The sequence below is a fragment of the Balneolaceae bacterium genome (assembly GCA_034521445.1).
Taxonomy (GTDB): domain Bacteria; phylum Bacteroidota; class Rhodothermia; order Balneolales; family Balneolaceae; genus JAXHMM01.
Genome location: JAXHMM010000011.1, coordinates 139056 through 162763, shown reverse-complemented (window position 1 = coordinate 162763; position 23708 = coordinate 139056). Strand labels below are relative to the sequence as shown.

10 protein-coding genes are annotated in these 23708 nt (G+C 61.4%); 5 read left to right on the top strand and 5 right to left on the bottom strand.

The annotated features are described in order from the left end of the window. Positions 1-2 precede the first annotated feature (2 nt). The 3 genes from U5K31_12400 to U5K31_12390 form a co-directional block, all read right to left on the bottom strand. Entirely contained in the window at positions 3-2402 is a 2400-nt protein-coding gene (locus U5K31_12400) for an ABC transporter permease (GenBank protein MDZ7773523.1), read from the bottom strand. A gap of 58 nt (positions 2403-2460) precedes the next feature. Further along, positions 2461-4845, bottom strand: coding sequence for an ABC transporter permease (locus U5K31_12395; GenBank protein MDZ7773522.1), 2385 nt, complete (start codon positions 4843-4845; stop codon positions 2461-2463). Positions 4846-5065: 220 nt separating this feature from the next. After that, the gene (locus U5K31_12390; protein MDZ7773521.1) at positions 5066-6400 is read right to left on the bottom strand and encodes a GAF domain-containing SpoIIE family protein phosphatase; all 1335 of its coding nucleotides are present in this window, start codon (positions 6398-6400) and stop codon (positions 5066-5068) included. A gap of 195 nt (positions 6401-6595) precedes the next feature. Here U5K31_12390 and U5K31_12385 point away from each other — a divergent pair, with 195 nt between their 5' ends. Together U5K31_12385 and U5K31_12380 are read left to right on the top strand one after the other, a co-directional pair. Next, complete coding sequence (locus tag U5K31_12385) at positions 6596-9154, top strand: protein kinase (protein MDZ7773520.1); 2559 nt, start codon at positions 6596-6598, stop codon at positions 9152-9154. A 109-nt stretch (positions 9155-9263) separates the two neighbouring features. Further along, entirely contained in the window at positions 9264-9734 is a 471-nt protein-coding gene (locus tag U5K31_12380; GenBank protein MDZ7773519.1) for a hypothetical protein, read from the top strand. 443 nt (positions 9735-10177) lie between these two features. Here the strand turns inward: U5K31_12380 and U5K31_12375 are convergent, their stop codons facing one another. Together U5K31_12375 and U5K31_12370 are read right to left on the bottom strand one after the other, a co-directional pair. After that, a complete protein-coding gene (locus U5K31_12375; GenBank protein ID MDZ7773518.1) occupies positions 10178-11332 on the bottom strand; it encodes a 6-bladed beta-propeller in 1155 nt (384 codons plus the stop codon). A 194-nt stretch (positions 11333-11526) separates the two neighbouring features. Next, positions 11527-11682, bottom strand: coding sequence for a hypothetical protein (locus U5K31_12370; GenBank protein ID MDZ7773517.1), 156 nt, complete (start codon positions 11680-11682; stop codon positions 11527-11529). A 130-nt stretch (positions 11683-11812) separates the two neighbouring features. Here U5K31_12370 and U5K31_12365 point away from each other — a divergent pair, with 130 nt between their 5' ends. The 3 genes from U5K31_12365 (at position 11813) to U5K31_12355 (ending at position 23705) form a co-directional block, all read left to right on the top strand. Beyond that, entirely contained in the window at positions 11813-12718 is a 906-nt protein-coding gene (locus U5K31_12365; protein MDZ7773516.1) for a YihY/virulence factor BrkB family protein, read from the top strand. 302 nt (positions 12719-13020) lie between these two features. After that, a complete protein-coding gene (locus U5K31_12360; GenBank protein ID MDZ7773515.1) occupies positions 13021-13668 on the top strand; it encodes a response regulator transcription factor in 648 nt (215 codons plus the stop codon). Between the two features lie 338 nt (positions 13669-14006). After that, a complete protein-coding gene (locus U5K31_12355) occupies positions 14007-23705 on the top strand; it encodes an SdrD B-like domain-containing protein (GenBank protein ID MDZ7773514.1) in 9699 nt (3232 codons plus the stop codon). Positions 23706-23708: the final 3 nt, after the last annotated feature.

Here is a 23708-nt window from a genome sequence, read left to right as displayed (position 1 = left end):
GGCTACTCGGTCCGAATGGCTTCCACGGGGTTCCGCCGGGCCACCTGCCAGGTCTGCCAGCCGATGGCGCCCAGGCCCAGCGCGGCCATCACGCCGAAACCGGCCAGCAGGGTGCCCGCACCAATGGACACGTGGTAGGCGTAGGTTCCCAGGAACTGCTGCCCGATCCAGTAGCCGGCGGGCAGTCCCACAGCCGCCGCCCCCAGCAGCAGCCAGACGAACTCCATGCTGAGAAGGCGCATTACGTTGCCGGTGCCCGCCCCCAGTACCTTGCGAATGCCCACCTCCTGGGTGCGCACCTCCACGGTGTAGGTGACCATGCCCAGCAGACCAAGGCAGGCGATGGACAGGGCGATGAGAGCGTAGTAGCCCAGCGAGGCGACGTCCTCTTCGTGCGAGTGAGCCTCGTACAGCCGCCGGTCAAGCCGGTTGTACGAGGCCGGGAGCTGCGGCGCCACCCGCTCCCACGTTGACGTCAGCTCCTCCTGGAAGGCCTCGTGGTCGTTGCCTGTGTACGGTATGTAGAGGTGGCGGAACGCACCCGGCAGGTGGCGCATCACCAGGGGGCGAATGGCCAGGCTTTTGGTCTGGTAGTTGAAGTCACGGACCACCCCGGCGATCTGCACCTGCAGGCTGTCGGCCAGCCAGACGTTCTCGCCTACCGCCTCCCCGGCCGACGGCCAGCCCAGTCGCTCTACTGCCGTCTCGTTGATCAGCACATGGCTTTCGGGTCCACCGGCCGCCTGGTCCGGGAAGGTGCTGCCCGCCACCAGTTCCAGGTTCATAACCTGCGGCAGGTTGCGGTCTGCCGACAGGTAGTCGGCGTGAAGGACTTCCTCTCCCCGGTTTGCACCCAGGGTCACATCGCCCGCCGTGAAGAGGCCGAAGAGATCGGAGGCGGCCGTGATGTCCCCCACGCCGGCGATGCCGGAGATCTCCTCTCGCAGAAGGTCGGCGTCCTGCCCCTGCAGACTGAGGGTGTAGATGCCTTCGCGCTGGAAACCGTAGTCGCCGGTGGCCGCGTATTGTGACTGCCGGTAGGTGACCAGGGCTACCACGATCATCACAATGGAGAGGGTGAACTGGGCGACCACCAGTGACTTCCGGATTTTGAGTCCCCCGATCAGATCCAGGCTTTTGCGGCTGCGAAGCATCTCCACGGGCGAGCGGGAGCCGAGCAGCCAGGCAGGGAGCAGCCCGGCCAGCAGGCCGGTGAAGAGGCAGAAAACGGCAATCCAGGCGGCCAGGATGAAATCGAACTGCGCCAGCCGGATGTCGTCCATGAGTCCCTGCGGCAGGGGTACAAAGGGAAGCAGGGCCCAGGCCAGCATCAGGGAGGCCGCGGCGGTGAGGGTGGACTGTGTGACGAACTGCGTGATGATCTGTCCCCGCAGGGCACCCAGCACCTTGTAGACGCCCACCTCGCGCGCCCGTTTCAGGGCCCGGGCGACGGAGAGGTTGGTGTAGTTGAAGCAGGCCATGAAAAGAATGACAAAGGCCACAAGTCCCCATACCGCCAGCTCCTCCGACGAACGCACCTTGCCCGCACCGATTTCGCTGCGCAGGATGGGGGGTCCCATAGTGATATCACCCAGCGCCTGCGCCCGGAAGCGATAGGAGGCCACCTCTTCGGGCAGTTCCTGTCCGGCGGTGAAGCGCTCCGATAGGGAAGGCAGAGCCTCTTCGAGTGCCTGCCGGTCGGAGGACTGCTCCAGCTTCAGGTAGGTCCAGCTGCGTCCGGGGTCGGCCGCGTCGGCGGAAGAAATGGCGCCGGTCTGCTGCAGCACGGGGAGGCTTTCGAGGGACACCAGCACTCCGCCGAGGCTCAGGTGGGACTGCTGCAGGCGCTCCGCGTCAAGCACGCCCGTGACCGTAAACTCGCCCCATCCCTCCAGGGTGAGGGTTTCGCCCATGGGACTTCGGTCGCCGAAATAGCGTCGGGCGGCCTCCGGCGTGAGCACCGCCGTGCGGGGCCGGGTCAAGGCGGAGACCACGCTGCCCTGCCGCAGGCCGATGCCGAACTCTTCGAAAAGGTTGGAGGAGACAAAGTTGCCTCTTATGCCCAGCTTTTTGCCGTTGGCCAGCCCGTAGCGATTGAATCGGTTGTGCACCTGCACCACCGATTCCACGAAAGCATAGTCGCGCTCCAGGGCGTCGCCGATCTCCAGGGGCGAGGTGGCGTAGGATGTGGAGGCCCCGTTTTCGTACTGAAAGTCGGTGGTCACGCGGTAGGTGAGGTCGGGATCGGGATGGTGCCGGTCGAGGTCGTACTGGCGCTTGATGACCATCAGCGCAGCCAGGCAAATGGTGAGGCTCAGCGTGAGGCTGAGGATGTTGATGGCCGAAAAGAGCTTGTGGCGTCGGATGTTGCGCAGCGAGATCTTGATGTGGTTCCAGAGCATGGGGTAGAGGGAATTTATGGTCGATGATGGTTCAGGCCGGATAGGAGTCCGGAAAAAACTACTCAGAGCGGATGGCTTCCACGGGGTTGCGCCGGGCCACCTGCCAGGTCTGCCAGCCGATGGCCAGCAGGCCGAGCCCGGCCATTACGGCAAAACCTGTAAATAAGATGCCGAATCCGATGCTGATATGGTAGGCGAAGTTGTTTAGGTAGAGTTGCCCCAGCCAGTAGCCCGCCGGTAGTCCTATACCTGTGGCGATGGCCAGCAGCAGGACGAATTCGCGGGAGAGCAGGCCCAGCACGCTCCCCATTCCAGCACCCAGCACCTTACGGATGCCCACCTCACGCGTACGCACTTGCACGGTGTAGGTTACCATGCCCAGCAGTCCCAGGCAGGCAATGGAGAGGGCAATTAGAGCGTAGTATCCCAGGGATGCGACGGTCTGTTCGTTAGCGTGGAAACGGTAGATATCTCTGCTGAAGGGACGGTAGTCGAGGGGAAGCTGAGGAGCGACCCGGTTCCAGGCCTCCTCTACCCGGGCTGCGACGGTCTCTCCCATGCCATCGGTTACGCGAACCTGCAGGTGGCGGGCCCAGCCGGGAAGGTGGGGCAGGATCAGGGGACGTATGGGCATTTCGACGCTGCGGTAGTTGAAGTCTTTGACCACGCCCAGGATCTCCAGCTCCTGTTCCCTCCAGTAGATGGTCTCGCCCAACGCCTCGGCCGGCGTCTCCCATTCGGTCACGGTCAGGAAATGCTCGTTGACCAGTACGTGGTTGCCCGGAGCCTGTTCCATCTCCAACGTGAAGTTTTGTCCCGCCACCAGCTCGAGCTCCAGATTGGGCACCGCGTGTCGGTCCACCGGAAACATGTCCCCGTGAATGCCCTCGCCTTCAGGATCGAGGTAGAAGGACTCGGGACTGGACATAAGACCGAAGGGGCGGGATATGGAGGAGACCATTTCCACACCTGGTATAGATGTCAGCTCATCTTTCATGAGTTGTGGATCCACCTCATTCTGCAGGCTGAGATTGTAAATATTCTCCTGGCGGAAGCCGTAGTCGGTTGTGGCGGCGAACTGCGACTGTTGGTAGACCACAGAGGCAGTGATGAGCAGTACGATGGAGATGGCAAACTGAAGGGTGACCAGGAATTTGCGCAGGCTGATACCCTTCATCAGGTTCATGCCCCTGAGTCCTTTCAGTACCTTGACCGGCTGCATGGCGGAAAGCATCCAGGCGGGGAGTCCACCGGCCAGCAGGCCGGCCACCACGGAGAAGAGGGCCATCCAGGCAAGGAGTCTGGCGTCGAAGATCACCGAACGGATCTCCCCGGCCAGGGTGTTGGGCAGGGGCACGAACGGCAGAAGGGCGTAGGCGAAGATGAGGGAGGCTGCTGCGATGAGGATGGCCTGCACCACGAACTGGCCGACGATCTGACGCCGACGGGCACCGAAGAGTTTGTAGATCCCCACTTCCAGGGAACGCCGCAGTGCCTGTGCGATGGAGAGGTTGGTGTAGTTGAAGCAGGCCATAAGCAGGAGCACCATGGCGATGCCGAAGAGGATGAGCAGCTCGGAGGAGGAGCGTATTTTGCCGTAGGTCATCTCATTTTGGAGATTCTGCCCCGGTGTGATGTCCGTCAGGCCCTGGGAAGTGAATCCATAGGCGGTAATCCCTTCGGGAAGCTGCTGGTTGCGGTTAACCTCTTCAGCCAGGGGGGCGAGCGCCTGCTCCAGCCGCGAGGCGCCGGTGCCGTGAGCGAGTTGCACGTAAACCCTGGCGCTGGAGAGGTTCTGCCAATTGTCCAGTACGTTCTCCCGGCCCCCGGCGGTAAGGGTGTTCAGGGAGACCAGGAAATCGAAGGAGAGATGGGAATGCTCCAGACTGCGCTCCAGCACGCCCGTTACCGTATAAACGTCGGAGCCGTCGATATCAAAGGTCTCGCCCACAGGGTTCCCATCTCCGAAGAAACGGCGGGCTGTTTCGGGCGTGAGCACTACCGACCGGGGCTCAGCCAGGGCCGTGCCGGGATGGCCGTGACGCAGCCCGAAGCCGAATACCTTGAAAAATGAGGGCTCGCTGAATGCGCGCACGCCAGAGAGCTTTCTGCCGTTGGCCAGCACCCCGTAGTGTATATCCTGTCCCAGAATACGTACCGTGTGCTCGATGGAGGGAAGGTTGTCCTGCAACCGTTCAGTCAACGGCAGGGGTGCGGTGGCGTAACGTTCGGCGGGACCCTGGTCACGGGTGGTCTCCGTGATTACCCGGTAGGTGCGGTCTGCATTCGGATGGAAGGCGTCGAAATCGAGCTGATTCTTAACCACCATCAGCACCGCCAGGCAGATGGTGAAGCTCAGCGTGAGGCTGATAACGTTGACAGCCGAAAAGAGCTTGTGGCGTCGGATGTTGCGCAGCGAGATCTTGATGTGGTTCCAGAGCATGGGTACGATGGCGTGATTTCCGTTCCGGTGCAAGGTAAAGACTTGACCTATGCATAGTACAAAGAACGTGCCATCCCCGCCTGCCTCCCTTGAGCCCGGATTGGACCCCATATCTGTACGGCAGCGTACACTTTTTGTACACCAGCGGACAGCCCTAGGTGGGCGAGGTCATCGGCGCGCATGAATCTCGTGGAGAGCATCCGCGGGCAGTAGGAGAGGGTCAGGCGGTCCTGCGGATCACCATCAGGGTGATGTCGTCGCTTTGGGAGTTGGACCCCGCGTGGGTGCGCACGGCCTCGAGGATGGCGCGCCCCGCCTTCTCGGCCGGGACGTCCGCCAGCGAGCGGCCCAGATCAATAAGCCGATCCAGGCCGAACTCCTCCTGGGCGACGTTCATGGCCTCGGTAATGCCGTCGGTGTAGAGCAGCAGCCAATCCCCGGGATCCATGTTCACCCTCCCGCCTTCGTAGTCCGTCTCCTCCACCACGCCCAGCAGGAGTCCGGTGGCCTCCAGGCGCTCCGGCTCGTCTCCGCCCCGGAAGAGCAGGGCCGCGTCGTGTCCCCCGTTTGCGTAGTCGATGACCCCCTCTTCCGGCCGGAGCACCCCGTAGAAGAGGGTGGCGAACTTGGAGGGCTCGGTGCTGCGGCAGAGCAGCCGGTTGGTGCCGGTCAGGCAGAGGCGGCAGTCGCCGGCGCCCATGGCCTGGCTGCGGAAGGTGGCCTGCAGGTTGGCCATGAGCATGGCCGCGGGCATGCCCTTGCCGGTGATGTCGCCCACGCAGAAGCCTGTTCCGCCCGACGCGGGACGGACGAAATCGTAGTAATCGCCTCCCACCGAACGGGCAGGCAGGTTGACGGCGAACAGCTCGTAGCCCGGCAGCTCGGGGGTGTGTTTGGGCAGCAGGTTAAGCTGGATCTCCCTCGCCATGCGCATTTCCTCCTGAAGGGCGATCAGCGCCTTCTCCTCTTCGTAGAGGCGGGCATTCTCGATCACCTGGGCCGACTGGGAGGCGATGATGGAGAGCAGGCGTTTGTCCTCCTCGCTGAAACCGCCGGAATCTTTCTTGTTGAACACGGCCAGGTAGCCGGTCAGCTTACCCTTGATCATAAGGGGGGTGCACAGCAGGGAGGAGTAGCGGAAGTCGCCGGAATCGAGAAAGCGGAAGCGCTCGTCATCACGGATGTCGTTGCTCAGCAGGACGGCGCGGTTCTTCATCATCCAGCCCGCCAGGCGGGTATCCAGCCGAAGGGGGATTTTTTCGGAGGAGGAGGCCCGGCTTCGGACCATGGTCTGGAACTGCGGAGCGTCCGCGCCGGCCTTGCCAGCAGCTCCCGCCTGTTTATCGCCGGCCTGGCCGTCCTCGGCCGCCAGCAGGCTCACCACACCCTCCTCCACGCGCAGGTGGCGGATGCAGCGCCGGACGATCTCCTCGATGACCCCCTCCACGGGCTGGGTGGAGGAGATGGCCGTGGCCACCTCGTTCAGCACCGACAGTTCGTTCACGGCCAGCTGAAGCTGCCTGTTTTCCCGGGCCAGAGAGTCGTTCTCCTTCATAATGGTAAGCTCAGGTGGTGTTAATACTTGCGGCGCAGGACGTTGCGTATAAAAAACACGTCATGCCATGCTTCTTCTATAGAAATACTACTGAAAATTATTCTTTTATGTATAAATTTATTAATTAGCATACCAACGGCGGCGCGGATGGGCTGAGAGGGACAGCCGCCCGAATTCGATCCGAGGTGGGGAGTCATGCCCGATTCAGTTCTGCACTTCGATATTATGGAAAAGCTTGGGGAAGGTGGCATGGGTGTGGTCTACCTGGCCCGGGATACCCGCCTGGACCGCCGCGTGGCCCTGAAATTCCTGCCCCGCTACATTTCCGGCAACGACGAGGAGCGCCGGCGTTTTCGCATAGAGGCCCAGTCGGCCGCCCGCCTCAACCATCCGCACATCGCCCAGGTCTATTCCATCGAGGAGACGGAGGAGGAGCTCTTTATTGTCATGGAGTACGTGGAGGGAAAGGAGCTGAGGGAGGTGATCGCCGGGGAGGAGCTGACGATGGAGCGCAGGGCGGAGGTGGCCCTGCAGATCGCCCGTGCCCTGCAGGCGGCCCACGAAAAGGGTATCATCCACCGCGACATCAAGTCGAGCAATATCATGCTCGACAACGGGGGACGCGTGAAGGTGATGGACTTCGGGCTGGCCCGCATGCAGGGGTCCGAGCACATCACCCGGCCCGGATCCACCCTGGGAACTACCGCCTACATGTCGCCCGAACAGCTGGCGGGCTACGATCTGGACCCACGCTCCGACATATGGTCGTACGGCGTGGTTTTGTACGAGCTGTTTTCGGGCCGGCTGCCCTTCCGGGGCGCCTACGACCCCGCCCTGATGTACGCCATCGCCGAGGAGGAGCCTGAACCCCTGGAGGCCTCCGGCGGCCATCTTCCTGACGGCGTGGAGACCGTGATCGCAGGATGCCTGGTAAAGGACCGCGAGAAGCGTTACCCCGATATGGAGGCCGTGATAAGCGACCTGGAGGAGGGGGCGGAGGCTTCGGGGGCACCGGGCCGCGGCAGAGGAGGCCGCACGGGGCGCGCGGGAGCGGTCGCACGGCTCGGCATCCGAAGGCGGGCCGCAGCTTTCCTGTCGGTCGTACTGCTGCTGGCGCTGGCCTTCTGGCTGGTCCCCTGGTCCGGAAGTCAGGGCGTACCGGGAAGGAAGTACCTGGCGGTGCTGCCCATCGAATCCATCGGGGGCGATACCGGCGTCCAGGCCATTTGCGACGGGCTGGCGGAAACCCTCTCCTACCGTCTTTCCGAACTGGAGCAGTTCGATCCCTCCTACTGGGTGGCTCCGGCCAGCGAGCTGCGCCGCGAGCGCATTCAGACCGCCGCCCAGGCCAACCGCCGCTTCGGGGTGAACCTGGCGGTGCTTTCCACCGTGCAGGAGGTGGGCGACTCCCTCCGGCTTATCATGGAGCTGGTGGACGCCGACCAGGTGCGGCGGCTGGACAGCGAACAGGTGACGGTACACCGGGGCGACCTGGCCGCCCTCGAGCAGGGCGGCGTGCGCGCCATGCTGAGTATGATGCAGATCGATGTGGACTCCCGCATGACCCGGATGCTGCAGGAGGGGGCTCCCTCCAACCCGCAGGCCTACGAATGGTATCTCAAGGGCATGGCCAGCCTGCAGCATTACGCCAGCCAGGACAGCCTCGACAGCGCCATCCGGCTCTTCCGGGAGGCGGTGGCGGCCGACACCGGTTTCGCCCTCGCCTATGCGGGCATAGGGGAGGCGAGCTGGCGCAAGTACGAAACGACCCGCAGCGCCAGCTACCTGGAACAGGCGAAGCGTGCCCTCGACGAGGCCCTCCTGCGCGGGGAGGAGCTTCCCCGTGTGCAGGAGCTGAAGGGCCGGCTCAGCGCGGGCACCGGCGACCATGTGCAGGCCATCATGCATTTCACCCGCGCCCTGGAGATGGATCCGCGCTACCACGCCGCATACCGTGGACTGGCCCGCGTGTACGACGCCCAGGGCCAGCCGGACAAGGCCGTGGACACCTACCGGCGGGCCATCGAGCTGAAGCCCGACTACTGGGAGGGCTACAAGGACCTGGGCATTCATTTCCTGGGCAAGGGCCGCTACGGCGACGCCGTCGAGCAGTTCCGGCAGGTAACCCGGCTCACCCCGCAGAATGCCACCGCCTGGTCCAACCTGGGCGTTGCCTACTACTATGACGGCCAGGGCGAACTTGCGCGGCAGATGATGGAACACTCCCTGGAACTGGAGCCCAATCCGCTTACCGCCAACAACCTGGCGGGGTTCTACTATTGGGACGGCCTCTACGCCGAGGCAGCTGCCCAATATGAAGTGGTGCTGGAGGACCTGGGCGACCGCTACGACATCTGGGCCAATCTCGCTGCCGCCTACCACTGGAGCGGAGAGGAGGAGAAATCACAGGAGGCGTATCGCCAGGCCATCCGCAGGGCCGAAGAGCAGCTGCAGGTAAACCCAGGAGACGCGCAGGTGATGGCCGACCTGGGCGGCTATTATGCCGACCTGGCTGACACGGCCCGCGCGCTGTCGTGGATTCGCAAGGCCACCGCCCTCACCCCGCAAAACGTGCGGGTCCGGCACCGGGCTGTATTTGTCTACGAGAAATCGGGCATGCGCGATGAAGCCCTGGAGTGGATACAGCCCTCCATGCTGCCCGACATCGAATCCCAGCCGGAGTTCCGCGAGCTGGTGGCCGACCCGGCCTATGGCAACCTGAAGGAGCAACTGCTCGCGGAAGAGGACCGCTGACGGACATTCACAGGCATTAAAAGAAACGATCTGATTCACTCAGTTTAACACAGGCACTTGAACGCTCCCCCAACGGGCGGGCGCAACCGTAAATCAATCCAACCAACCGATGAAACGTAAGCCCATTATCATTATCGCACTCTTCATCCTGCTGGCCGCCGCCGCATGGGTGGTACTGAAGATCGACCCCTTTAGCGGCAACGGATCCGCCGGGGAGGAGGAGGGGGAGATGCGAACCTGGAACCTGCATGTGCAGCAGCGGGGCAACGACCGCCTGTGGCGTGTATGGGATGCCGGCGGAGTAAACCGGGGACACCTTCGCGTTCGGGCCGGCGACAGCATCAACTGGCGTGCGGCGGGTTCGGCGATGGATTTCCGCTTTAGCCGGGATGTGAACGACTACTTCACCTTCGAAAGCGGCACCTTCCAGAACGACAGCGCTCACGTTAACCGGAACGACTGGCTTCGGGTGACCGTCAGGGAGAATGCGCCCCGCGATTCCCTGGAATACCAGGTTTACGTCGTGAACGCCGACACCTTTGCCGTAGGCAATTCGCCGCCCGTGCTTATCGTTTACTGACGTCGCCGGCGGGCGTGGTCCTGCTGCCTGGACGGGGAGGGTTGCGGAGTTATCCACATTGAGGATGGAGGCTTTGGAAGAGGGCCACCAGGAGGGAGGGTGTGCGCGCAAAAAAGGCCGAAAATAAAAAAAGAACCGGAACACAATTGAAATCGCTTTCGGTGGGAAAGGGTGATCTCAACGGAGGCCGCGGGTGATTTTCCGACCTCGCCGACGATCCTGCCGTGGCATTCTCGTCGACTGTGTTCACCAGTAATTAGCATAAATACGGGACCCGGGTCAAGGAAAAAATCACCTACTTTCCCACAAGTTTTCCACATAGTTACACACATTCTTATGACCGAAATGCGCCGGGGTCACGGAAACGAAGATTTGGATATAGAGCGCGCTGTAAACACGGATTTGCGTCTGCGCGCGAATGGAAAAAAGTGTGGGCCGGCTAATTACAGTCCCACTACCGTCCCCACGCGAACCACGGGAACCTCCCTTTCGTCGATCACATAGAAGCGCCGGCGGTCGTCCATCCAGGCAAAAGTGAGAGGCGCGTTGTTCTCCGACAGCGACAGTCGGAAGCGGGGAAGTGTCCCGATGCCCTGCAGCCTGCCCTGCTTGTCGAATACCTCCACCTGCAGACGGCGGACGGTGTCGGCCACCTGGGAGCTGAAATGCACCAGCCTGCCGTCGTCCAGGCGAAACAGTCCCAGGCTGTGGCTCTTCACGTAGGCCGTGTAGGTCTTCATACCCTCCTCGTCGTAGCGGGAGATGCTCCCGGCATATTCGGAATCGGAGTCTGCTTCGATGGCCTCATCCGCCGAGAGACGTCCCCTCAGCGTCCGCTTCCAGCTCCACCCGGTGTCGCTTTCGGCGTACTGCAGAATGCGTCCCTCGTAGATGCCCGGCACGTACCAGGCGGTGCGGTTTCCGTCCGAGACCATGTGACCCCGATGGAAGGTGCGGGTGGCGTGGAGCATGTAGGGGATGTTACGCTGCAGCACGGATTCAACGGGCGCGAAGGACTGCAGGCGCTGGTCGTAGCGCGCGCTGTACAGGTGGAGGTAGGCTTGCTGCACCGAGGGCTCGGGCCGCGCATTGGGGTAAAGCTTGTTCAGGATAAGGAAGCGGTTGCCCGACACGAACTCCATTTGCGCAGGCCAGATAAGGTCCTCCTGCGATGGGGCGAGTTCGGTGATCAGGGAACCCTCCCGGGAAAAGAAACTGATGCGGGCCGCCGGGGCGTCCGCAACCACCAGCTCACCCCTGGAATTTATGTTCATGGCGGAAATACTCTCAAATTCGCCCGGCCCGCTTCCGGGTCCCCCGATGGAATGAAGGAATTGCCCGTTCTGATCGTATACCTGGATGGTGTTCAGTTTGGAATCCGCGATGTGAATGCGTCCACCTGGACCGGTGACAATCTCTCCGGGAGAGGGGATGCGAAGGGTATCGGCCTGCATGGTGGTGTCGCCGATGACAAACGCCTGCTCGAAGCGCAGGTCCAGCTTCTCCACGCCGCCTTCCGATGCCGTGCGTTCCTGGCTGCAGCCGCCGAAAAGGAGAAGCAGGAAAAGTCCCGGAATGACCAGAGATATGCGGTTCACAAACTTGCCTTTATGGGTCCACATGAAATGTTAGACCAATAGTACTTAATTATACCCAGCGCTTCAAGGAGGGACATAAGCACTACAGCAGCGCACAAGTGGCGTTATATGATCGATTTAAGCCCTGCGACTTAACATGGATTATTTAAGTCGCAGGGCTTAAATACAGGGAGAATAGGAAGGGGTCTCGAAGCCTACAGGTCGCGTCCGCAGCCATGGTAGGCGTGCCCGTCCAGGATGACCGTCACGGTGGCGGGGAATTGCATGCCGTTCATGGAATCGGTGCAGGGGAGAGGCTCGGCGATTACGCTCAGGCTGTAGGCGTCGGTCCGGGCCTGCCAGGTGCGCATGCTGTCGGCGCGACCAAGTAAGACACGTGCCGGCCCGAACGAATTCCGTTGCAAACAGCAGGCGGTACGTCTGGATGGCGAAAAATTGGTACCTTGTCCGCTGTCGGCGACGCCCAAAAAGCAAGGAGTCATGAGCTACTGGAAAATTCTCAAGGAAACGGCCCTGGAGTTCTGGAACGACGATCCGTGGACCTGGAGCGCCTCCATTGCCTTCTATGTCATCTTTTCGCTGCCGGCCATTATCATTATTACCATGTCGGTGGCGGGATCGCTCTACGACGACGCGGCCGTGCGGCAGTCCCTGCTGGACCAGGCGGGCCGGCTTCTGGGACCCGAAAGCGCGGGCACCATCCAGTCCATCCTGGCCAACGCAGGTGCCTACGGCGGCAGCCTGGCCGCCGAGCTCGCCGGCATCGCCATCCTGCTGTTCAGCGCCACGACCGTGATCGTCACACTTCAGCATACCCTCAACACCCTATGGGGCATTCGACTGCGGCCCGACACCAACCTGTTTAAATACGTGGTGGACCGCCTGCTCTCCCTGGCCATGGTCATCGGCATGGGCTTCCTGCTGCTGGTCTCCCTGCTGTTGGACACTTTCCTGGCCCTCTTCCGCGAGCTGGTTGTGGAATGGCTGTCCGGGGCTTCGTGGATTCTCCTGTCGGGCGTCAACCAGGCCCTATCCCTGGGAGTGATTGCCCTTATATTCGCGGTGACCTTTCGTGTGCTGCCCGACGCGGAGGTGGCCTGGCGCGATGTCTGGACGGGAGCCTTCCTGACCGCCCTGTTGTTTTCCGCCGGAAAATTTCTCATCGGCTTCTACCTGGGCAACAGCGTCTTCGGCTCCATCTACGGGGCTGCGGGTTCGCTGGTGGTCATGCTGGTTTGGATCTACTACTCCGCCGTGATCGTACTGGTGGGGGCCGAGTTCACCTACGTCTACGCAAGGGCACGCGGCAGGCCCATCCGCCCCGATTCCAAAGCCATGCGTTTCCCCAAGCCCTCCGAGCGGGAGCCCGACGATCCGGTGTGGTAGTCAATCTGGTATGGCATGTTCTGTACCACGCCGCTCAACAGCACGTAAATGAGCAGCAGGGCCATGGACAGTACAACAGGGTTATATTACAGCATTTTAAGGTTTGTGGCCTTGCAAAATCCCATGCTTGCCAATAGTTTGATGCCTGTGAGTGGCTGAATCCGGTACGAGGACGTTGCCGGTTGATTTGATGCGAGTGGTTGACAATGGAAGGTTCTCCTGCCATACATTAATCATATTCGTCGGTGAGAGCAGGACCCAAGTCCGGGATCTGCGGTACTTTACACAAGGAGTGACACCTCATGAATTCACACAAGATACTGTTGGCCGATGACCATAGCATTATCCGGGTTGTCGTACGCGAATACATACGCAATATACTGCCCGACGCCCAGCTGATTGAGGCAGGCGACTACTGCAGGGTTGAAGAGCTTATGAAAGAGCACGATTTTTTCCTGATCGTGTTAGACCTGGATATGCCGGGCAACCGTCCGGGACTGGTGATCGACCTGCTGGAAGGCAGTGGCGACAGCACCCGCGTGCTCATTTTTTCTGCGCTCACCGACCCTCTCTACGCCATCCGTTACCTAAGGGCGGGTGCGGACGGCTACCTCACCAAAGATTCCACCACACAGGAGATTATCGGCGCTATTCGACAGATGATAGAAACGGGACGCTACATCAGCCCGGAGATCAAAGACCTGATGGTGCGCAAGTCCCTTGACGGCAATATCCCGGACCATCCCATCCAAAGCCTGACTGACCGTGAGCTTGAGGTCGCCGGCATGCTGGTCAGAGGCAGGGGAGTAAAGGACATTTCCGACGAGCTTCACATCCACGTTACCACTACCAGTACCTACAAGAAGCGCATTTTTGACAAGCTCTCCATTTCCAATCTCATCGAACTCTCCGAGATTTACCGCATCTACAATCTGAGCCAGGCCAGCTGATCAGGGTAGATCACTAGTGGGTTTTGTAGGTAACTGAGCCACTCCTAAGGCTTCTCCTGTCGTATTTCTACTACACCATATTCCATGAAATACGACACCAGTTTACAAGCAATACTACGTCCATTTTCCCTCCCGGCGTTTATCTTCCTATCATAATTTAAGGAGTGAAAACGGTTTTGGCGTTTACGGCATGCTCAGTAGAGCCCACGTGCCGGTTTGGTTGACCGGCGTCCCTCGGTCAGGTTTTTGGCCCTGCAGGGAGATGTGCCCCGCCTTTCCGTCATCGCTTCCGGAAATTCTCGGTTCACGACATACCTGATGGCCTATTCCCTGACCGCATGAAAACCTTTGCTTCCTTTCTTTACCGCTTTTCTCCCCTACCCGCCGCGGCGGTTGACTACCGCGGCCACGCGGGTCACCGTCCCCTGATTGGGGGACAGCTCCGCAATGCTGGCAGGTTGCTCCTGTTGATTGTTTTGCTGGCTGCAGGCCTGGGCATGCCCCGCGTGGCGACAGCTCAAAATGTGGACCTGGTGCTCAATGTGACGGACGCTCCCGACCCGGTGGCAGCAGGTGGGACGGTAACCTATAGCGTGCGCATCACCAACGACGATGTGACCAATACCGCCACCGGCGTGGAGCTTACTGTCAGCGTGCCTGCGGACATGAACTATGGCGGCTTTACGGGCCCCGGTGGACTTACCTGCAGCGGTATGACCGTGGGGGGATCGGGGCCGGGTACTGTGACCTGCTCGATTTCCAGCATAGCGACCAATAGTGTCCTGGAATTTGATCTCTTCCTGGAAACCACCGCATCGGGGACAGAGGATGTCGATTTCGAGGTGTCGGGCGACCAGAATGACCCCGATACGGCCAACAATACCCATACCGCTACTACAACGGTGATCTCCGGCGCCAACCTCTCCATTACCATTTCCGGCTCCTCAACCGCCGCCTCCGGTGCTGAGGTCTTCTACACCATAACCGTTGGAAACGCGGGACCGGATCCCGCCTCGGGCGTCCAGGTGCAATATCCCATTCCCACCGGACTTAGTATTACCGGCGGCCTGCCGGCTGGCTGTTCGCAGGCCGGAGGCACCATCACCTGCTCCATAGGCGGCTCAATCGCCTCGGGAGGCAGCGTCTCGGTGGCCCCTATCGAAGCACAGATTACCGTGAGTTCCGGCTCCACTATCACGAACTCGGCCTCCGTTCAAATCACCGATTCCCCGCCCGCTGCCCAGGACCCGGAGTCCGGCAACAACACCGATACCTTCGACACTTCCGTTACGGCCGGAAGCGACGTGGCCATCACGAAATCTCGCAGCCAGAGTGCTCCCTACTTTGTAGGCGATACCTTTAATTTTGTGTTAGCTCCCAACTACACCGGCGATGTACCCTTTTTACTGGAGGTGGAGGACGTGGTGCCGGCCAACTACACCATCAATTCGGGCAGCTTCGCCACCACCCAGAACGGCTGGAACTGCTCCCTATCCGGGCAGACGGTTACCTGCACCCAGAATTCAGGGAGCTCGCCCGGGGAGAGCCAGTCGCTCGGCACCATCACCATCCCGGTGGAGGTGACCAGCTCGGGCGTTGGCGTCACGAACACGGCGACCATCACCTCGGACAATCCCTTCGACCCCGACATGAGCAACAACTCAGACGATGACGGCGGAGCGACCCTGCAGGACCCTTATGCCGACCTTTCGCTCACCAAAACGGGCCCTAATCCCGCCTTGGTAGTGATTGGCCAGCAGTTCGAGTTCACATTGCGCGCTCGCAACAACGGTCCGGAAGAATTTTACGGGACCCTCGAGATTACCGACGCTCTTCCTGCCAACATCGAAATCACCGGCTTCACCCTGAACGGCTGGAGCTGCACGCCCGGCAGCGGAAGCCTGCCCATTGCCGGGGGACAAAACCTGTCGTGCGAACGTACTTACACTTCCGGTTCTCCGCTGTCGGCCAACTCCAACACCCCCAATCTTGTGCTTCAGGCGGTGGCCAATGCGGCCGGTTCGGTGAACAACACTGCCGACCTTACCACCACCAATCCCAACGTTAGCGACACCAATCCTTCCAACAACGATGCCAGTTATTCGGTGAGTTCAAGCAGCAACCCCGATGCGGCGGACCTTTCGATTATCAAGACAGTGAATGGCCCCGATCCCGTGGCGGCAGGCGAGGTGCTTTCCTACGAGATCGAACTGGTGAACAATGGGGCAGACGCCTCTGAGTCGGTCACGATGACCGACAACCTGACCTCCCTTATCAATAACAATACCGGGGCCAGTGAGGGCTACGTGGGACACAATATCACCTCCTACGGGGTGGTCGATCCCGGCGACATGAGCTGCTCTACCACCTCCACGGGTTCCTACAGCCGGCGACTGACTTGTACCGTCACCGAATTCCCCGTCTGCACGCAGGGCAACGACTGTCCTACCGTCGAAGTGGAGGTGCGTCCCAGCCGGGCTACTACCGGCAGCCGTACCAACACTGCGGAGATCATTTCCAGTGTAACGGCGGACGGTGACCTGGACAATAACGAGAACGACGTCACCAGTACGGTGAATGCTCGGGCCGATGTGGGGATCACCAAGACCGCCACACCCGATCCCGTACCTGCGGGACAGGAGCTGGTGTACGTAGTGACGGCCGAGAACAACGGCCCCAGCCGTGCCGACAATGTGACCATCGACGACACGCTGCCCGAAGACGTGCTCTTCATTTCAGCTACTCCCTCATCGGGCAGCTGCAGCACCACGCCCGGTGCAGATGTGGTGACCACTGCCGGCAATAAGACGGTGGAGTGCAATTTGGGCAACATTAACCGCGACGCCCAGCAGACGGTCACCATTACCGTCAAGCCCGTCTTCGCCACCTTCGGTACTACCATCACCAACAATGCCACGGTTTCAACGACCACTACCGAACCAAGTGGCGCCGATCCCTCCAACAACTCTACCAGCATTGACGCCTACGTGGAGGAGCCCTCTCTTGACCTGTTGATTAACAAGAATGACGGTACCGATCCGGTGACGGTAGACAACAACATGACCTACGAGATCATTCTTAACAATGTGGGTCCCTCCGACGCTGAAAACGTGGTGATTACGGAAGACCTTCCCGCCGGGGGACTCAGCTACGTGAGCTACACCATCAGCGACGGTACCTGCACCAGCACGCCGGCCGTGGGGACCTTCGGCGGGCAACTCATTTGCGAAATCGACCGCATACCCGCCGGCGACAGCGAGACCCTGGAGGTGACCGTGCTGGCGGAAAACAAGGGTGTCTACACCAATGAGGTGGAGGTTGAGTCTGACGAAACCAACGCCGGCTACGATTCTCAGATCAATAACAATACCGCTTCCGAGAACACCACCGTACGGACGCGGGTGGACCTGGAACTGCAGAGCAAGGTCCCATCACCCAACCCCGAGGCTGTACGCCGGCACTTCAACTGGGTGCTCACCCTGGTTAACCGCGACGCCCCGGGCCTGGCCGAGGCTGACACCGTCGTGGTGAGCGACAACCTGCCCGCCACCATGGAGCTTACGGGCACACCTACCGTCAACGTAATCGCCGGCGGCGCGGAGTTCACAACCTGTACCGGCAGTGCAGGCGACGGCTCCTTCCAGTGCGAGCTGGGAACGGTGGACGAGGATTCCGAAATCGAGATCACCATCCCAGTGCAGGTCAACGAGGTGCCTTCAGGGGGTGATATCAACAACACAGCCTCCCTGACCACCTTCTCCCAGGACGTAGATCCTTCCGACAACTCGGTGACCGGGACGGTCACCATCACGGGCTCCAGCCTTTCAGGAAGAGTTTATCGCGATTTTGATGACGACGGCTCTGTGGACGCCGGCGACACCGGCATCTCAGGCGTGACGATGACCCTGGCAGGCAACGCCTTCGACGGGGCACCGATCAGCGAAAACGTAAACACCGACGGCTCTGGAAATTTCAGCTTCGAGGACCTGCCGGAGAGCGACGGTTCCGGCTACACGGTCACCCGAGGTGCCGCTTCGGAAGACCACCTGACGGTGGGACAGCAATCGGCGGGCGACCGGGGCGGGGATGCCTCCACTTCAAGTCAAATCTCGGGCATCGTCCTCGGCGATACCGATACCGGCACGAACTATCTCTTCGCCTACGTGCCGCAGGCGCGTCTGGGCATTGCCAAGCGGGTAGTAGGTACACCAACCCTCAACAACGACGGCACTTTTACGGTTGACTTCCGTCTGGCCATCGAGAATTTCAGCCTGGAGGCCCTCACCGGAATCACTTTCTCCGACCAGGTGGCGGGTCCGGTCCCGGCCCTGGGTGCCTACGTGGCCGGCGGGGGAGGGGCCTCCCTCGATGTCGGCGACTACACCGTCCAGTCGGCCCCATCTTTTCAGGGCAGCTGCACCGGCGGATCGGTGAATGCCTCCTTTACGGGGGACGGTGATCCGGTCGTGGGCTCCATCAGCAGCCTGGCGGCAGGCGATGACTGCCAAGTCAACTTTTCCATTCGTTTCCAGCCGCCTATCCCGCTGCCAGGCGGAGGCTACGAGAACCAGGCCTCCATCGATGGTACCGGCGACCTCTCCGGACAGACGCCGTCAGACCAGTCGCAAAACGGGGCCAATCCCGATCCCGACTCCGATGACGATCCCACCGACAACGACGTGCCCACGCCGGTAAATGTGACGCCGGTGGCCGACGTGACCACCTCCCTTTCCTTCCCCGCTTCGGTGGATGCCGGACAGACCGTCAGCGGCACGGTGACCTGGTCGAATGACGGTCCTTCTATTGGAGACAACATGGCCTATTCTCTTACCCTGGACGCCGGGCTGGAGGACGTGATTTTCAGCAATCTCCCCGTGGGTGCCACCGCCTACTACAACGACGGGGACGGAACGGTCACTCTCTCCAATATGCCTGATCAGCTGGAGGCGGGCGAAATCGCCGCCAGCGATCCCGGCGGAATCACCGTCAGCTATACCCAGGACGGAGAAGCGAGTACTTCCGTCAGCAGCACCATCGCTACCACCATCAGCGAGGGGGCCAACGCCCTGCCCAACAGCGCCACGGCAAACGTGGGAGGTACGCTCATCGCCGACGTGGAGACCGACGTCACCCTGCCGGCCGAAGTGGACGCCGGGCAAACCGTCAACGGTACGCTGCTCTATACCAACCACGGTCCCTCCACGGCCTCCGGGGTGACCTACACCCTCTCTTTTGACACCGATCTGGCCAATGTCTCCTTCGGCAACCTGCCAGGCGGTGCCGGTGCCTCCTACGATTCGGGCACCGGCACGGTAACCCTGACCGGTATGCCGGGCAGTCTTCTCATCGACCAGATCGCGTCCGGCAACGGCTCCAGCGCTATTACCTTCAGCTACACCCAGCCTGGATCGGCGACCAGCCAGGTGGAATCGGAAATCGCCACTGCCACTCAGCAGCCGGGCACCCATGAGCCGGACATGGACGACGCCTCGGTCTCCGGTGATTTCATCGCTGATGTGACGACCTCTCTGGTCGGCTTTCCCGCCAACGAGGATGCCGGTCAACCGGTGACCGGCCGTGTCGTCTACCGCAACACCGGTCCCTCGACCGCCTCCGGTATGAGCTATCAGCTCTCGGTGGACGCGGGCCTGAATACACTGGGAGCTGTTACCTTCTCCAACCTGCCGGGAGGCGCCTCGGCAAGCTACAACAACGCCTCCGGTGTGATTACCCTCAGCGGTATGCCAGCTTCGCTGACCATCGGGCAGATCGCCTCAGGCGACGGCACTAACGGCATCGAGCTGAGTTACATCCAACCCGGTCCCGCTGTTAGCACCATTAACAGTGAAATCGGCACCACCACCGACCAGGGTGCCAACCTCGAGATCGACGAGGCTCAGTTCAGTCCTGGCGGCGGTTTTGTGGCTGACGTGACCACTGCTCTCAACTTCCCGGCATTAGTGGACGCTGGGCAGACCGTCAGCGGAACGGTACGCTACCGAAACAACGGTCCCTCGGAAGCCACCGGCCTCAGCTATACCCTCACTTTGGATCCCAACCTGGAGGACGTGGGCTTCGGCAATCTGCCGGTTGGAGTCTCCGCCAGCTATGACGCCTCCACAGGAAACGTCACCCTCAGTGGCATGCCCTCCACCCTCGCCTCCACCGAAATCGCCTCCGGCGACGGCAGCAGCGACATTACCGTCAGCTTTACGCAGCCTGGAGACGCCACCAGCGAGGTATCCAGCACCATCAGCACGGTCACCGACCAGGGCGCTAACCTGGCGCAGGACGACGACGATACTGTACTGGGCGGCACCCTTATTGCGGACGTGACCACCGAAGTGGACTTTCCCGTGGAGGTCGATGCGCTCACCACTGTCAACGGCACGGTGCTGTTTCGCAACGACGGCCCCTCCACCGCCTCGGATGTCACCTATACGCTGACGCTGCTGGCAAACCTGGAGGATGTGAGCTTCGGCAATCTGCCCGGCGGGGCTGCTGCCGACTATGACGTCTCTACCGGGATCGTCACCCTCACCGGGATGTCCTCCTCGCTGACCCCCGGACAGATCGCCTCGGGTGACGGCACGGGCGGAATCACTGTTAGCTACACCCAGCCGGCAGCTGGTACCAGTGAAGTGGAGAGCGAAATCGCAACCTCCACCGACCAGGGCGCCAACGTACTGCCCGATGCCGATGACACGGATCTCGAGGGACTGGTCGCCGACGTGACCACCGAGGTGGTGCTCCCGGAATCAGCCAACGCCGGCGAGACTGTTGAAGGCACTCTTCTCTATCGCAACAACGGTCCCTCTACCGGATCCGGTATCACCTATATGTTCACCCTGCTCGCAGATTTGAAGGAGGTATCCTTCGGCAACCTGCCGGCTGGCGCTTCCTTTTCCTACGACGCCACATCGGGTCAGGTCACCTTCACCGGCATGCCCGTCCAGCTCGCGGCCGAGGAGATCGCCTCAGGCGACGGCACCGGGAGCATCACCTTCACCTACGTTCAGCCTGGTCCCGGTACATCTGAAGCCCGCTCCACTATTGCCACCAGTACCAACCAAGCGGCCAACGCGGCGCCTGACGAGTCGGAGGACCGTGTGAGTGGGGACATGGTGGCCGATCTGGCGGTGGTTAAAACAAACGAGCCGGGCACCATCTTCACCTCCACCGAGGTGGATTACACCATGCGTGTGACCAACAAAGGTCCATCCGTTGCCCTTGCCTCCGGTACCATTACCGACACGCCCGAGGGACTGGAACTGATTTCCGTGGTCTGCACAGGCGCCGCAGGTAACCGATGCACCGATGCTCCCTCGGCCGCCGAACTTGTATCCGGGGCTGACCTGCCTGTGCTGGAAGTGGACGGTTTCTACGAGGTAGCGGTCACTGCGCGTGTCACCGCTTTCAAAGGAACCGGCGTGAATACCGTTGAGGCCTACCCGCGGGAAGATATCGTTGATCCCGACCTGGACAACAACAGCGCTTCGGTAAGCAACCCCGTACTGAGCATCCCCTTGGTGGGACTGGCCAAGGAGTCGGAGTTTCTGGAGCAGACTGCAGCGGGCAGCTTCCGCACTCGCTTCACCTTCCGAGTGGAGAACTTCGGGGAGGAGGGCCTCAGCAGGGTGGAGGTATTCGATACCCTCGCTACCTCCTTCGGCGGCAGCTTCGGTGAACCCCGCGTATCCGGTGGCGGCCTCCAGCCCGGCGAATACCGTGTGGAAGAGCTGAGCGCAAGCGGTTTAACGGCCAATCCCGGTTTTAACGGCAGTGGCGACCGCTTGCTTGCCGAAGGTAGCCTGGGCGTGGGCGGTTCGGCCACTATCGAACTCCTCATGGAATTCATACCTGCCCCGGACGTGCAGTCGCTGGTCAACCATGCCTGGGCGGAGGGCAAGGGTTCCGAGAGCGGGCTGCCCACCGGCGACCGCTCCAACCATGGGGAGGACCCCGATCCTGACGGTGATGGTGATCCTAAGAATAACGACGATATTACCTCCGTGCTGGTGCCTTCCATCGGAGTGGCCAAGGAGCTCTCGGCCCTGGAGAGTCTCGGGAACGGTCGCTACGACGTTACTTTCAATCTCCACGTGCAGAACCTCGGCTCCACCTTCCTCGACATGGTGCAGGTGACCGATGATCTTTCGGAATTCGGCACGTTCACCGACGGGGAGCCGGGACCCGGTGAATACCGTATTGTGAGCGGCCCAGTGGTTGCCGACCCACTGAACGGCGCCTCCCTGGCACCCGTCGCTTCAGGTGCCTATACGGGTGCAGAGGGAGGGCGCGAGCTGCTGGACGCCTCCCGGAGCAGCCTCCCGAACGGGCTGCCTGACTTCTCCCGCGCGCGTTTGGAATTTACATTGCGCTTCTTCCCCCAGGAGGGGGGACCCTTCCTGAATAGCGCCACCGCCACTGCCCGCACACCAGATGGCTCTATGGTCATCGACGAGAGCGTAGACGGCCAGGAGCCCGACATCGATGCATCCATTCCCACGCAGGTGTCCATAGGAGCGCAGCACCTGGAACTCGCCAAGATGGCGGATGATCCGGTTCAGACCGGACTCCGGGCCTTCCAGATTCCCTATCGCATCAAGGTGGTCAACTGGAGTGAGACGGCGACTGCCACCAACGTGCAGATCTCCGATGATCTAACGCACACCTTCCCCGCGGCTGAGTCCATTTCCCTCGCCCGGGAGGCGGTTGTCAGCGAGTGCACGGGCACAGAACTGGCCCTGGCCGACCCCGGTTTCGACGGTGTGGATCAGACTAATTTTCTGGCAGGGGACGAGCACCTGCAGCCCGGTGAATCGTGCGTGATTACCTTCACCGCTGAAATCGACTTCGGCGCAAACCAAATACCCGAGGAGCCGCAGCTCAACCAGGCCCGGGCCACCACCTCCGGAGTGCCCGGGGGGGCTATTATTACCGAGACTAGTTCTGAAAATGGAGAGGAACCCGACCCCAATCGCGAGAACGATCCAACGCCTGTGATATTCGTGCTTCAGGGACCCGATATTGAGCTGTTGGTCAGCAAGACTTCGCACCTGGTTAACGTGCGCGTAGGGCAGCTGGTGCCCTATACAATTTCGGTCACCAATCCGGTGGCCATTCCTATCGAGAAGGTGGAGGTGCGGGACATGCTGCCCCCGGGCTTCCGCTATCGCGATGGTACGGGATCGGTAGACGGTCTCGCCGCCGAGCCGCGAAGCGAAGGCCGCACCCTCTACTGGGAGGGTCTGACCTTGCTGCCCGAGCAGACCCTTGAAATACGTCTGGTGCTGGTGGTGGGGGCGGGCGTACAGACCGGCGAGTATGTCAACCGCGCCGGGGCCTGGGACGGAGGCGGTCCGGCAGGGGAGAAGGAGCAGCTTTCGAATATAGCGGAGGCCAACGTGCGGGTAACGCCTGACCCGGTCTTCGAATGTTCCGATATCGTGGGCAAGGTGTTTGACGACCGCAACGCCAACGGGGTGCAGGAGCGCGGGGAGCCCGGCCTGGCCGATGTCCGCGTTGTCACCGCCCAGGGTTGGCTCATCACCACCGACGCCGAGGGCCGCTATCATATCGCCTGCGCGGCTTATCCCGACGAGCAGCGCGGCAGCAACTTTGTCATCAAGCTGGACCACGCCAGCATGCCCGCGGGCTGGGAGGTGGTCACCGAGAATCCCCGCACCGTGCGTCTCACCGCAGGTAAATTCTCCGAAGTGAACTTCGGCATCGCCACCCCGCGTGAATTGCGTCTTGAGCTGCGTCCAGCGGCCTTCCATCAGGGAGAAATTCGTCTCAAGGAGGACTGGGCCAACCGTCTGGTCCGGCTCCAGGAGGAGCTGGGCGACAGGCCTGTGGTGCTTCGCGTGGTCTACCGCGGAGGAGGGGCACAGCATGCTACGGACCTGGCTCGCCAGCGTCTGCGCGCAGTGACGGAGGATATCCGCAGCAGATGGAGGGCGTCTTCCCTGGAGCAGATTATTCGCATCGAGGAGATCCTTGAACTGGCGGCTGCGCCGGGGGGAGGACGATGAAAA